13 protein-coding genes are annotated in these 12,379 nt (G+C 35.4%); 8 read left to right on the forward strand and 5 right to left on the reverse strand.

Annotation, left to right across the window (positions count from 1 at the left end; all coding sequences use genetic code 11):
• The first annotated feature begins 2 nt into the window (after positions 1-2).
• From aroB to LS66_RS02795, 5 genes are read left to right on the forward strand one after another with little or no spacing between them, the layout of a single operon-like run.
• Positions 3-1,064 carry a 3-dehydroquinate synthase gene (gene aroB, locus LS66_RS02775; RefSeq protein WP_011115722.1) on the forward strand — a complete coding sequence of 354 codons (1,062 nt, stop codon included), beginning with the start codon at positions 3-5 and terminating at the stop codon, positions 1,062-1,064.
• Positions 1,065-1,099: 35 nt separating this feature from the next.
• Complete coding sequence (locus tag LS66_RS02780) at positions 1,100-2,683, forward strand: mechanosensitive ion channel domain-containing protein (protein ID WP_371414317.1); 1,584 nt, start codon at positions 1,100-1,102, stop codon at positions 2,681-2,683.
• 11 nt (positions 2,684-2,694) lie between these two features.
• Positions 2,695-3,966 (forward strand): tRNA (N(6)-L-threonylcarbamoyladenosine(37)-C(2))-methylthiotransferase MtaB, encoded by a 1,272-nt coding sequence (mtaB, locus tag LS66_RS02785; RefSeq protein WP_034366173.1) that lies wholly within the window; start codon positions 2,695-2,697, stop codon positions 3,964-3,966.
• A complete protein-coding gene (locus LS66_RS02790; RefSeq protein WP_034366170.1) occupies positions 3,953-5,641 on the forward strand; it encodes an AAA family ATPase in 1,689 nt (562 codons plus the stop codon). The genes mtaB and LS66_RS02790 overlap by 14 nt, the downstream gene beginning before the upstream one ends.
• Positions 5,622-5,999, forward strand: a complete 378-nt coding sequence (locus tag LS66_RS02795; protein WP_034366167.1) for a hypothetical protein — start codon at positions 5,622-5,624, stop codon at positions 5,997-5,999. Before LS66_RS02790 ends, LS66_RS02795 begins: the two co-directional genes overlap by 20 nt.
• An 81-nt stretch (positions 6,000-6,080) precedes the next feature.
• On the opposite strand, the gene LS66_RS02800 is transcribed toward LS66_RS02795, so the two are convergent.
• From LS66_RS02800 to LS66_RS02820, 5 genes are all read right to left on the reverse strand, one after another.
• Positions 6,081-6,791, reverse strand: a complete 711-nt coding sequence (locus LS66_RS02800; RefSeq protein ID WP_034366165.1) for an EI24 domain-containing protein — start codon at positions 6,789-6,791, stop codon at positions 6,081-6,083.
• Between the two features lies 1 nt (position 6,792).
• Positions 6,793-8,613, reverse strand: coding sequence for a flagellar hook-associated protein FlgK (gene flgK / locus LS66_RS02805; protein WP_034366162.1), 1,821 nt, complete (start codon positions 8,611-8,613; stop codon positions 6,793-6,795).
• An 8-nt stretch (positions 8,614-8,621) separates the two neighbouring features.
• Positions 8,622-9,047, reverse strand: coding sequence for a hypothetical protein (locus LS66_RS02810; RefSeq protein WP_011115715.1), 426 nt, complete (start codon positions 9,045-9,047; stop codon positions 8,622-8,624).
• A 64-nt stretch (positions 9,048-9,111) separates the two neighbouring features.
• Positions 9,112-9,324 (reverse strand): flagellar biosynthesis anti-sigma factor FlgM, encoded by a 213-nt coding sequence (locus tag LS66_RS02815; protein WP_034366159.1) that lies wholly within the window; start codon positions 9,322-9,324, stop codon positions 9,112-9,114.
• A 90-nt stretch (positions 9,325-9,414) separates the two neighbouring features.
• Positions 9,415-9,603 (reverse strand): hypothetical protein, encoded by a 189-nt coding sequence (locus LS66_RS02820; RefSeq protein WP_011115713.1) that lies wholly within the window; start codon positions 9,601-9,603, stop codon positions 9,415-9,417.
• A 165-nt stretch (positions 9,604-9,768) separates the two neighbouring features.
• Between LS66_RS02820 and LS66_RS02825 the strand changes: the two genes are divergently transcribed.
• Genes LS66_RS02825 through LS66_RS02835 form a run of 3 tightly spaced genes read left to right on the forward strand, consistent with a single transcriptional unit; the run spans position 9,769 to position 12,377 of the window.
• The gene (locus tag LS66_RS02825) at positions 9,769-10,968 is read left to right on the forward strand and encodes a peptidoglycan DD-metalloendopeptidase family protein (RefSeq protein WP_052057350.1); all 1,200 of its coding nucleotides are present in this window, start codon (positions 9,769-9,771) and stop codon (positions 10,966-10,968) included.
• The gene (locus LS66_RS02830) at positions 10,958-11,620 is read left to right on the forward strand and encodes an NUDIX hydrolase (protein ID WP_034366156.1); all 663 of its coding nucleotides are present in this window, start codon (positions 10,958-10,960) and stop codon (positions 11,618-11,620) included. Before LS66_RS02825 ends, LS66_RS02830 begins: the two co-directional genes overlap by 11 nt.
• Before the next feature lie 10 nt (positions 11,621-11,630).
• Complete coding sequence (locus LS66_RS02835) at positions 11,631-12,377, forward strand: plasminogen-binding N-terminal domain-containing protein (RefSeq protein ID WP_034366152.1); 747 nt, start codon at positions 11,631-11,633, stop codon at positions 12,375-12,377.
• Positions 12,378-12,379 lie beyond the last annotated feature (2 nt).

Genomic DNA, 12,379 nt, shown 5'->3' on the forward strand with positions numbered 1-12,379 from the left:
TTATGAGCGAAATATTGCATATTCAAACTGCTACTTCAAACTATCCTATCCATATAGGCATACTTCCGCATATAGAATATGCTCATAAGGTATTACTTGTCTCAAATCCTAAAGTCGCTGGATTACATCTTAAGTATGTTTTAGAGCGTATTAAAGCCCCTGAAGTCTATGTGTGTATTGTCCCAGATGGCGAACAATATAAGGATATGAAAAGCATAGAATATATTCTTGAATGTGCATTTACTCATAGGCTTGATAGAAAATCTTTAATGATAGCACTTGGCGGTGGTGTCATAGGTGATATGGTAGGTTTTGCAAGCGGTATTTATCAGCGAGGGATTGATTTTATACAAATACCTACGACTTTACTTGCACAAGTTGATGCTTCTGTGGGCGGAAAAACGGGCATTAACAATACCTTTGGAAAGAATCTTATTGGACTTTTTCATCAACCAAAAGCAGTGTATATCGACCCATTTATGCTTTCTACTCTTCCAAAACGCGAATTTGGAGCAGGAGTGGCTGAAATAATTAAAATGGCAGTATGTTTTGATGAAGCATTTTTCATATTACTTCAAGAGCAGATCCTAAGTATTAATGATAATGACTTTCTCACTCGTGCCATAGCCAAAAGTGTGGCGATTAAGGCACAAGTAGTCAATGCCGATGAAAAAGAGCAAGGCATTCGTGCAGCTCTTAATTATGGGCATACTTTCGGGCATATTATTGAGAATCTTACGCAATATTCGCAATTTTTACACGGCGAAGCAGTAAGTATAGGTATGTGTATGGCAAATGCACTCTCTTGTAAGCTTGGACTTTTAACAAAAGAGCAAAAAGATGCAATCAGTGCCCTTTTGGAGCGCTATGATTTGCCTACACACTTTTATATTCAAAACGCATTAGATTTTTATGAAAAATTTTCTTTAGATAAAAAAAGTGTTAATGCGAAAATTATGTTTGTATTGCCTTGTGGGATTGGTAATGTGAGTTTGCGCAATGATGTGCCAAAAGCTGATGTGCTTGATGTTTTATCATCTTTTAGTAAGGATAGTGGCAAGTGAAACACATTTATCTTATAGTTTTAGTAATACATTCAATGAGTTGTATACTTTTTGCTTCGCCTATTGTCAAAGATGACACGAAAATTTCTAATATACAAAAAGAACTCCAAACTCTTGAAAATAAGCTTGATGAAAGCCATAATGCCTGGCTAAAGCATTATATGAGTTTAGAAAACTATAATGAACTTACAAATGAGATGAACACACTTGAAAAAGAGATACAATCATACATACATACCGCACCCCCTCATTCGCTCACACAACGTTTTGAAACACTCAAGCGCCAGCAAGAACTCCTTAGAGATTATGCACAACACCCTTATGGAACACTTTTAGAAGTCAAACATATTGAGGAAGTGCCACAAATTACGAATCCTTTTTTGATTCTTACAGGTTATTCATTTATTAAGCAACTTAAAGAGCAGCAAAATATACTCAATACAAATAAAGAGAGTTTGCATTTTTTGCTTGATGTTATAAGGGAAAAATATGTGCTTTTAAATACACTTGCCGAAGAGGATAAGTCTGTTGAAGTTGCTAAGCAAATTGCTCGCACTCAAACTATGCTCGAAGAACTAGAGAGCACACAAAAAATATTAGAAACTTCAATAGACATTTATAATCAAGAATCTGGCAGCGTAATCAATAAGCTTACTCATCAGATTAAAAGTCAATTTTTTAAAATTATTTATATTGGTGTAACAATTCTTATCACAATTCTTTTAGCTTTTTTGCTTAAACTTGCTTTGAGGAAGTATATTCTTGATACAGATAGAATCTACACTGCAAGTAAGGTAATTAACTATATTAATATCAGTATAATTGTTTTAATTTTGCTTTTTGCATATATGGAGAATGTTACTTATTTGGTTGCAGTTGTAGGGTTTGCTTCAGCTGGTTTAGCTATTGCTATGAAAGATTTGTTTATGAGTGTGCTTGGGTGGTTTGTGATTGTGCTAGGGGGAAGTGTGCATGTAGGTGATAGGGTGCGCGTGTGTAAAGATGGTAGTGTGTATGTAGGTGATGTGCTCGATATTTCTGTGCTTAGAATCACGCTTTTTGAAGATGTAACACTCACAAGCTATATGCACAATCGTAGAGCAGGGCGCATTATTTTTGTGCCTAATAATTATATTTTTACAATGATGTTTGCTAATTATACACACGCAGGATTAAAGACGGTGTGGGACGGCATAGACTTTAGTATCACTTTTGATAGCAATTATAAAAAAGCACTCAAAATTGCTACCGATATAGGCAAGAAATATGCTAAGGGTTATACTGAAATGGTGCGTCAGCAGGTGCATCGTATGCGCGATAAGTATTCTTTGCGCAATCCTAATCTTGAAGTGCGAAGCTATTGTATGATTGAGCCAAATGGGTTACGCATTTCATTGTGGTATCAAACAAATGCTTATGCCACGCTTTCATTGCGCAGCACTATTTCAGGGGAGATTATTGAGCGCATTCTCCAAGAAGATGATATACATATCGCTTATCCTACAAGTAAAGTAGTCGCTAATGGAGGTGATGGTATAGGAGGAAGCACACAAATGCACGAGCTAGATTCTAAGGTTATCTTAGGCGGAGGTGTGCAAGTGCAAAAATTAGATTCTTAAAAGGGATAAGAGTGAGTGAAGTAAAGAAAGTATATTTTAAAACATTTGGTTGTCGCACGAATCTTTTTGACACACAGGTAATGAAAAGTAATTTAAAACATTTTGAATGTGCAAGAAATGAAAATGAAGCCGATGTGGTGGTAGTTAATTCCTGCACGGTTACCAATGGTGCAGATAGTGGTGTGCGAGGCTATCTTAATAAAATGCGTGAGTTAAATAAAAAAGTGTATTTCACAGGTTGTGGCGTAGGCACAAGAGGTGAGGAGATATTCACACATAATCTTGCTCATAGTGTGTTTGCCCATAGTTTTAAAGAACGTATTGATGAATTTTTAACTACCAATCAGAGATTTTTTCATACAGAATCTGCCCCAGAGCATATTGATAGCACTATTGTTACACATTTTTCAGGCAAATCGCGAGCTTTTTTAAAAATTCAAGAAGGTTGTGATTTTGCGTGCAGTTATTGTATTATTCCTTTTGTGCGAGGCAAAGCACGTTCTTACCCTCAAAAAAGCATTTTGGAGCAAATCCGCGCACTTGCTCAAAATGGCAAAACTGAAGTGGTTCTAACAGGGACAAATGTTGGGAGTTATGGCAAGGATTTGAAGGATTATAATCTTGCAAGACTTATTAAAGACATATATTCTTTAGGAGTATTAAAACGCTTGCGTGTAGGAAGTTTAGAACCTAGTCAAATTGATAGTGAGCTTAAAGAATCTCTCGAGTTGCCCTTTATGGAGAAACATTTACATATTGCTCTGCAGCATACAAGTAACACTATGCTGTCATTAATGAACCGATACAATCGTGTAGAGAGTGATTTGGAGCTTTTTATGTATTTTGCCAAAAAAGGATTCTGTTTGGGAAGTGATTTTATCGTAGGACACCCCGGAGAAAGTGAAGCAGTGTGGCAGGAGGCATTGGAGAATTTTAAATCTTTTCCTCTCACGCATCTTCACCCATTTGTGTATTCTAAACGCGATGGCACACCCTCAAGCACAATTAAAGATGAGGTAAAGGGCAATATTGCTAAAGAGCGACTTCATACGCTTAAAGAGATTGTTGTGAATAATAATGAGGCTTTTCGTAAAGCACATAATGCACCCCTTGATGTTTTATGTGAGAGCAGGAGAGAATCTGATACTGCTTTTATTTACACGGGATTAGACCAGTTTTTTAATCCTATGCAATTTGAAAGTAGCAATCCGCACTTAGAAGGGCAGTGGGTAAAAATAAAAACATATAGTATTCAGAAGGAGAGAAATTATGGCGAAGTCTAAAAGCCTAATAATTGGCATCTTTGCTCTTGTGATAGCGCTTATTTTGGGCGTAGTGCTTATAATAAAAGATAGCAGTGAGCTTGTAAGCGCAAAAGAAGCAGAGCGTCTATTTTTAAATGAGAAGGTTACAGATATTTCGTGCGATGATGAATATGTATATTTTGAGGCAAATACAAAACATTATAAAGTATATGCTAATAGCCTCTCTCCTCGTATATGGAGCTGGAATTTTCCTGTGGTGGCAAAAAAGGCACATTTTTTGAATGATACTTTGGGCGAAATTGGTATTATGATTCTTGTGCTTTTAGGCTTGGCAGTGTTGTTTCAAGTTATGCGTCTTATATTTTTCAAATCTGTTTCAATGCCTAGCGGAGCAAAAAAGTCAGAAGTTCCACGTGAGAGAGAATCTCCGCTTTTAGAATCTACATCACATTCTACTACTTATGTGCCTATGACAAGCGTAGTGCGCTTTAAAGATGTGGCAGGAATTAGTGAGGTTAAAGAGGAGTTATTAGAAATTATTGATTATCTTAAGAATCCTAAATATTATCAAGAATTAGGTATATCACTCCCTAAAGGTGTGCTTTTAGTGGGTCCTCCGGGTGTGGGGAAAACAATGATAGCTAAGGCTGTTGCTGGTGAGGCTGGTGTGCCGTTTTTTTATCAAAGTGGCTCAAGTTTTGTGCAAATTTATGTTGGTATGGGTGCAAAACGCGTAAGAGAGTTATTTATGAGAGCTAAAGCAAAATCACCCAGTATTATTTTTATTGACGAGATTGATGCAGTCGGCAAGGCACGAGGAAATGCGCGCAGTGATGAGAGAGAAGCAACCCTTAATCAGCTTTTAACCGAAATGGACGGCTTTGAAGATTCTAGTGGTGTTATTGTTATTGCTGCGACAAATAAAATTGAAGTGCTTGATGAAGCATTGTTGCGAAGTGGACGCTTTGATAGGCGCATTTATGTGGAGCTTCCTAATTTAAGTGAGAGAGAGCATATTTTGCAACTTTATTTGAGCGACAAAAAATACGATCTTGATATAAGCGAAATCGCTCGTCTTTGCGTAGGATTTAGCGGTGCAGCCCTTGCTTCACTTGTAAATGAAAGTGCTCTTAATGCTTTGCGGCGCAAATCAAAGCTCATACAAAAAGAGGATATTCTTGCTACTAAAGATAAGGTGCTTGTGGGCAAGAAAAAAGCATTAAGTTTGAGTGAAAATGAAAAAGAGATTCTTGCACTTTATCAATCAGCAAAGGCATTAAGTGCATATTGGCTTGAAGTGGATTTTGATAAGATTGGGCTTGTGAATGAAAGTTTTAGGCAGATTGATAAAGAGCTTACAAGCAAACAAGAACTTATGAGTAAAATCAAAGTCGCTTTAAGTGGTAATATTGCTGTGGAATGTATTTATCAGCAGACTTTTAGCAATGCTAAAGATGATATTTTAAGCGCAAAAGAGATTGCTACACAAATGTGTGAGCAATATGGTATGGGAGAGCGACTTTTAAGCGATAATAGTGATGTGGCTCATATTTTAGAACAAGCACAAACGCAAATGCGTGATTTTATTATTAATTCCAAAGCAGTGCTTTTGCAAGTATCTCGTGCTTTGCAAGAAAGAGAACGTTTAAGTAAAGATGAGATAAAAGAGATATATGAAAGCATACATAAATGAGAATCTCGCATCATCGGTGCTTGATTGTATCCTTAATTTTTATGTTGCTAATCCTTATGTGCTTATAGGTTGTGGCAATGGGGGTGTATGGCAAAATAGAGAGTTTCTTAGCACTCAAAGTGCAATTAATAGGGCATTAGAGATGATTTCTTCTTGTAAAAGGTTACAGAATCTTGTGCTTATTGCTCCTCTGACTTATTCTTTAGAAAATTTAGCATTTTTGCACACACAGGGTGTCTTACTTGATATATATGTGGGGCAAAAAGATGAGAATGCTTTAGTAATTTTACAATCTTGCTCTGCTTTTGGAGTAGTGAGATTCTATAAGAATATTTCTTTTACTCATTGTATCAAATAAACGTATAGTCTCTAATTTAGAATCTAAGTGTGCATCATATCCTATTCTTTATTCTCGTCATTTAAACATATTTAAGTCTAATTAAGAAGTATGAGAGTGTAATTTGTCAAACATATATCGCGTAATGATAAGAATCTGCAATGGCATAAGAAAAAAGCTAATAAAAGGAATTAAGCTAGGGAGAAAGCTAAGAAGTGCGCAAATATAGTTTTGGAACTTTTGGGATTGCAGAGCATCAAATTGTGCTTTATCCATTATGTAGCTTCCTACATCATAAAAGGTGCGTCTTTTAAAAAAGAAAAACCCAATTATCAAGGGTATGAATGTGCCACATATAGGGATAAAATATAGAGGAATACAAACTATAAGAAGTGCTATAAACATACACAAATCTTTAACAAAACTTAGAGTATCACCCCACATTGAACCAAAGGGATTAAGTTTGATAAAAGAAAAATCTTTATTATGCACATATCGCACGATTAAAGGTGTATAAAACAATGAAAAAAACAGGTTGCATAGCAAAGCAAGGAGAGCAACGCCCAAACCCAAGATAAGATATATACTCACACTATATATAAAGCTCACTGCTTGCGCCCAAAGAGCAGTGCTTGCATTGATGTCTTGAAGCCACTTAGGCGTAAGAGAGAGAATAAAATCATAAAAGTAAGAGCCACAAAAATAGAGCACACTACCTATAAGCAAAAGATTCAAGATTAAAGGCACCCAAATAAGATTTATAATCTTTAGGGTAAAAAAATCATTAAGACTATTTTTTAGAATCTTTAGCATTTTATTGCTTAATACCAAGTAGGGTCTCTATCATTCTATCAATAGTTGTAATCACTTTAGCATTTGCTGCATAACCACCTTGAAATTTAATAAGATTTACCATTTCCTCATCAAGACTTACTTGCGAAATAGCTAAATGTTCTTTTTTGACAGCAGAAAGCACAGCATCTTTTGTTTCTTTTGTGCGTTGGGTAGCTTCAGTTTGATTTGCTACGCGTCCAGCCAGGAACTGAAAATACTCCGGGATTCTCATTTGTTTTTTTTCATATTTATTAATATAGAAATCTACATCATCATATTGAAGCTGTTGCATCATATTCGCTACTTCAAAGTTTCCATTTACAGGGGTGAGCCAAGGGCGTATGAGTGTAGCATCTTTGACATATTCTTGATTAAGAGCGATATTATGCGCATCATCTCCATCAAGAAATTTATTTAAACCAAATGCGCCTGTAAAATTGCTGCCTTTATCTTGAATGGCTATATATAGACCTTGAGAAGGATTCTTGGCGAGGATATTAAATTCTTTTGCGCCATTATCATAATATGCACGAAAATAATCATCAACATCATTGAGTGCGTTGTTATCTTTATTATCATCAGTATTTTCATTAATAGCTCTTACCACATCATTCATAGTAGTGATTCTATCAATATTAATTGTTTTACGCGCGATTTCTTCTCCCTGTGTGTTATATACTACAATATCAAAGCTTCCTTCTTTAATATTATAATTGCTATCTACCAAAGCATTTAAGCTCCATACATCAAGTTTATCGCTACGAATTTGTGTTGCTGCACTTTGAGAGTAAATAGCATTTGTAGCTTCAATAAATCCTTTTGCAAAAATATCAAGATGATTAATATAATCTTGAATTTTTCCTACTCGTGTGCCTTCAGCTCCTGAATTATAAAGACTAATAAGAGAACCAGCTTTGCCTTGAACGATTTTATCAGTAATTTCAACGGTTTTAAAATCATCACCTTGAAAATATACGCGATTAAGATTGAGATGATTATCATCTTTTTTGAGCACGAGTGGGTGGAACATCGCACCATCTACAATATTAAAACCAAAGCCAATATTTAATACATATTCGTCATCAAAATCTGCTAATTTAGGGTGAATAGACGCATTAGAATCAAGATGATTTTTAAAAACATTTGCTCCTATAAGTGTTTGAAGATTATATTCAAGCTCATCACGTCTATCACGCAATTCATTGGCTTGCTTAAGCTCTCGCTGGTCTTCCATTTCTTTGAGTTTGCCATTAATATGTGCAATTTCTTTTGCAATACGATTGACTTCATTGATTGTTACTTCAAGTTCTTCACTTACTTTTTGTTGCAAACGCACGAGTCTTGAACGCGTATCTTTAATATTGGTGCTAAGCACTTGAGTATTTTTAGCTAAAACTTGTTTTTGGGCGGGGTCAGTGGAATTTTTTGCTAAGTCTTTCCACGCATTGAAGTATTCTTCTAAATCATTATAGATTCCTACACCATCAACTTCAGGGAAAAAGGCTGATGCTTCACGCAAGGTTGTAAAATGCGTATCATAGTATTGAGCTTCTTCAGCGGCTTTACGATAACGATTGAACACAAATTCATCGTGGATTCTTTGTATAGTCTCAATACTTACACCTCTGCCGAGATTATAATCTTGGTAATAAAGTGGGCGTTCAGGACGCACAAGCACACGTTGTCGGCTATAAAATTCATCACTTGCATTTGAAATGTTATTGCCTGTTACATCAACCATCAGTTGATGAGCTTGTAAGCCTGTATAGGAAGTGTTAAGTGAGGAAAGAATGCCGCCCATTAGTTGTCCTAAGCTTGAGTTTTAAGTAAATGGCTTTGAGGTCGGTGATGTTCATAGCCATTGTTTTCGTGAGGTATTACTCTTTGGATAAGCGAATTATAAAATTCTGATACAGCAAAGGCACTCCGCGCATAATGAGTATTAAGAATCTTGAGTTCTTCAAGGGTATTTCGCATATCATCAAGGAGCTGACTTGCTTTTTCATCAAGGATTTCTTTTAATGTTTTATGTGGATTTTTATCGCATAAGATAAGCATTTCTCGGTGAAGAAGAGACTTTTTAGTTTCAAATTCTTTCACAAGATCATCTTTTTGTTGGATTCTATCAAAAATCGCTTGATGATTAGCAATTTGTATATCAGCATTATCAAGTTTGGTAAGTTCTATGAGCGCTTTCAAATCGCTAATAGCACCATTAATATAAGTGTGTAGCATAGCCTATCCTAAGAAATCGCATTGACATTTAGAAAATATCAAACAAAATGTCAATGTAAAATTTTTATAGGTTAAGCAAATTTGATGCCATTTTTTCAGAAGTTTGTTGCAAATCTATTTTGTATTCTCCGTTTTTGATTTGCTCTTTAATTTGTTCAGCTTTTGAGAGTTGGGTTTGCTCTTTTTCTTTTACTTCATTGTTTTCGTTTTGCTTTGCGAGCACATCTCTATTAAGCATATTTGCGACTTTAACGCTTGTATTTACACCATTTACCATAGACACTCCTTTAAAGTGGTTTATTGCTAACTAAATCGGATTAAACCAAATAATTTTAATAGATTTAGGACAATTTTACCCTTAATTTTATTATTTGACATATCCTTGCAATTCTTGCTTAAAATCTTTAAGTGTTGTTGTCTTAGAGTTACCTTGTGAATTAAAGAGCGGTTTATTTGCATCAACACGATATGTCCAAATCCCGAGCAAAAGCATAGCATATAAAAATACAACAAAGCTAAGCGTAGGAAATAGCCAATTTTTCAAACCTGTGCTCATAATCTAAAACTCCTTAATGTAAAGATTCTAATATGTCTCTTAGTGAATGCAAAAATAATACCAAGTTTAAAGATAAAACGGCATTTTAACATTTTTATTAAAATTTTTATATTACAATCGTGCAATTTTAGCATTTAAGATTTTGGCAGGTAAGTAGGGCATCTGATGAAAAAAGTATTTATGTTGATAAGTGTGTGTAGTTTTTGTTTTGGTGCAGTTGCCCATAATCAGACTTGGGAAACAGGATACACACTTTTTGCATTTTTTCAAAAATATAATATTCCTACAAGTGTATATTATAATTTACCTCCTAAAGATAAAGAGCTTACATCAGAAGTATATGCAGGTGTTACTTATTACACACTCTTAGGAGATGATGGCGAGTTGATTCAGGCTCTTATCCCTATAGGTGATGGTATGCAGATTCATATATTCAAGCGTGATGGTGCGTATATGTTAGATTTTACACCTATGATTTATTTTGAGCAGGAGCAGACTATTAGTCTTTCTATTCAAAAATCGCCTTATCAAGATTTGCTTGAGATGACTCGCGATAATGGGCTAGTAGGCGAATTTCTAAATGCTTATAAAAACAGCATAAATTTTCATAGTATTTTGAAAAATGATAGATTAGCTGTGATTTATGACCGAAAATATCGTTTGGGAAAACCTCTTAAAAATGCAAGTATTAAAGCGGCTGTGGTAGAGATAAATAAAAAACCTCACTATCTTTTTAGATTCAATAATGGACGCTATTATAACAAAGAGGGCAAAGAGATTCAGGGTTTCTTGCTTCAAACTCCAGTAGCAGGAGCAAGAATAAGTTCTAAATTTTCACTTGGGCGCAGACACCCTATACTTGGCACAATTCGCCCACATTATGCAGTGGATTATGCAGCACCAAAAGGCACCCCTATCGTTGCAGCTGCTGATGGTGTGGTTATTTTTGCAGGTAAAAAAGGTGGATATGGGAATCTTATTGAGATTCGGCACGAAAATAATCTCAAAACACTTTATGCCCATATGAGTTCATTTGTTACAGGTATGAAATCGGGCAAAAGAGTGAAAAGAGGGCAAATGATTGGGCGTGTAGGTTCTACTGGATTAAGCACAGGACCGCATTTACATTTTGGACTTTACCGCAACAATGTGCCCATTAATCCTCTCTCTAATGTAAAAGCTGTGAGCAAGGAGTTAAAAGATAAGGAGAAACAAGATTTTGATTCTCTCAAGGAACATTTTATGCCATATCTTCAAGAGGCTTTAAATAATAATACAAATACTATTACTCCAAATGAGAATCTTAATTTGCCCGATACGCTCTCAAGCGTGAATAATCCTCATAAGTTTATTCATGAAGCCTAAAGCTATTACACCTTGTTCGCACATTAGTGATGTGAGTTTTTGTGAATGTGTAGATTCACCTTATGTAAAACCAAGACGTATGCTTTATACCGAAAATGGATTAAAACGTTCGTGGGATTTTATCCAAAGTTTGGATTCTGTGGCGATTGTGCTTTATCATAGGCAAGAGGATAGTTTGCTTTTTGTAAAACAATTTCGTCCTCCAGTATTTGTGCGTGCGCTTAATAAAGAAGAACATTTAACACAATCTCATTTGGATTCACATATATCACAAGGTATAGGTTATACTTATGAGTTATGTGCTGGGCTAACGGATAAGGCGGGTAAAAGTTTAGAACAAATTGCACAAGAAGAAGTGCAAGAGGAATGTGGTTATAAAGTGAATTCTTTGCGTAAAATTGCTACATTTGCCACTGCAGTAGGGCATAGTGGCGCAACACAGACACTTTTTTATGCAGCTATAAGTGAAAAAGATAGGGTAAATGCGGGAGGTGGCGTTGATGGCGAAGTTATAGAATCTGTATTGGTTAAAGTGAGTGAGTTAGAAACATTCCTGTATGATGAAAGCAGGGTGAAAACGCCCGGATTAGGTTTTGGTGTGCTATGGTTTTTGCATCATTATGAGAAATTAAAAGATGAAAATATGATTTAAGGGAAAGAGAATGCGGATATTAGCAGGATTAATTTGTGCAATTATGCTTCAAGCTATTGATACTTTGCCAAAGGGCGTGGAAATTGATGAGGTAAATGCAAACGTTCTATCTTTTCGTGCAGACCATTTAAAAGTTGGGCAAAGTGGTATCGTGCTCACGCAGAATCAAGGTTATAATATTATTATTGCTAGTGCTGTCATTAAAAGTATTAAAAATGGCACAGCTTATGCGAGTTATACACCTTTTGATAGTATTTCGCAAAAATATCTTCCTACACCTCAATCTTCTCCAGCACAAGGAGATAAAATTATTTTTGGAAGTTTTTATAATAAATCAATCGCCATTGCCCCAGACCAAGAAAGTTATAATAAGATTCTCTCTCTTGCATCCAATACGAGTTTTGCCCATATTGATTTATTAGCTGCATTTTTGGCAAAAGATGGTATTAATGATCCAAAACCCAAGCATTTAAATGAATTTTGTAATGTGTATAGCATAGGATTATTGTATATTCTTGCTTCCAATGGTGTCAATGTGCTTGATTGCCAAAGTTTTAGTATCCTTGAAGTGCTGCCTTTTGATAAGCCATATATTCAAAATACACAAGCACCATTTTTTTCGCGTATTGTGAATATAGATACAGGTTCTCTTGCAAACAAATTGCGTTCAAAGAAATCGCGCCAATACTTTCCTTACTATGATAATTTATTGCGCTCAAGTCTTAAATCATTTGAGAATCTAAAACATAAGGAGTAAAT

The sequence above is a fragment of the Helicobacter sp. MIT 03-1614 genome (genome assembly GCF_000762925.2).
Lineage (GTDB): Bacteria > Campylobacterota > Campylobacteria > Campylobacterales > Helicobacteraceae > Helicobacter_C > Helicobacter_C hepaticus.